At 59.8% G+C, this 627-nt stretch carries 1 pseudogene; it reads right to left on the bottom strand.

Annotated elements, in window-relative coordinates:
* A pseudogene (locus V2B23_RS30890) lies at positions 1 to 182 on the bottom strand (hypothetical protein); the annotation flags it as partial.
* Between the last annotated feature and the right edge of the window lie 445 nt (positions 183 to 627).

Below are 627 nucleotides of genomic sequence, written 5' to 3' on the forward strand. Positions count from 1 at the left end.
AAGTTCGACGCATGCACCCACGTTAATGCCTGACGATAATCCTCACGGTATCGGTCCAGGTCCTCAGGCTTAAGTCCCGCGTACCGACTCTCTGCCGGGCTTTTGCCGGGATCGGGTGCCCCTGTGAACTGGGCCAAGTACGCGGCGAGTGCAGCGGCGTGGCGAGGACGGTCTGCCGGCATGATGTTTTCACCTTTTCGTTCGAGATATGAGAGTCGGTGAAGCAACGCGCGCACGCTTCTCACCGCACCTGAGGTCGGCGAGCCGCAGCGGCTCGTCGCCTCGGAAAAGATTGCAGCAATAAACTAGTTATCTACGGAATCTGCTCAAGCGTTACAGCAGAACGGGTGTGCGTGTCCTGGCTGCACGTGTTGACGCCTGACCGACGGAGCTTTTTTCGGTTCCACAAGACGTTTCTCGGTTGCCACCTGCTCGCGCATGCGCCTCGTTGCTGGGTGAGTACACGGTCGCGAAGGGGCGGGCACCGTGAGACGAGTGGGGTTCGCGGACCGGATGCGGGCACGAGTGTCGAGAGGCACAGGGGGAGGGTGACCTGGACATATGACTGAATGACACGACCATGAAAGTGCGCTACAACTGGAGCACCCAGCAAAACGTGATCCAGCC

This window comes from Rhodococcus sp. 24CO, assembly GCF_050586165.1.
In the GTDB taxonomy this organism is placed as follows: Bacteria; Actinomycetota; Actinomycetes; order Mycobacteriales; family Mycobacteriaceae; genus Rhodococcus_F.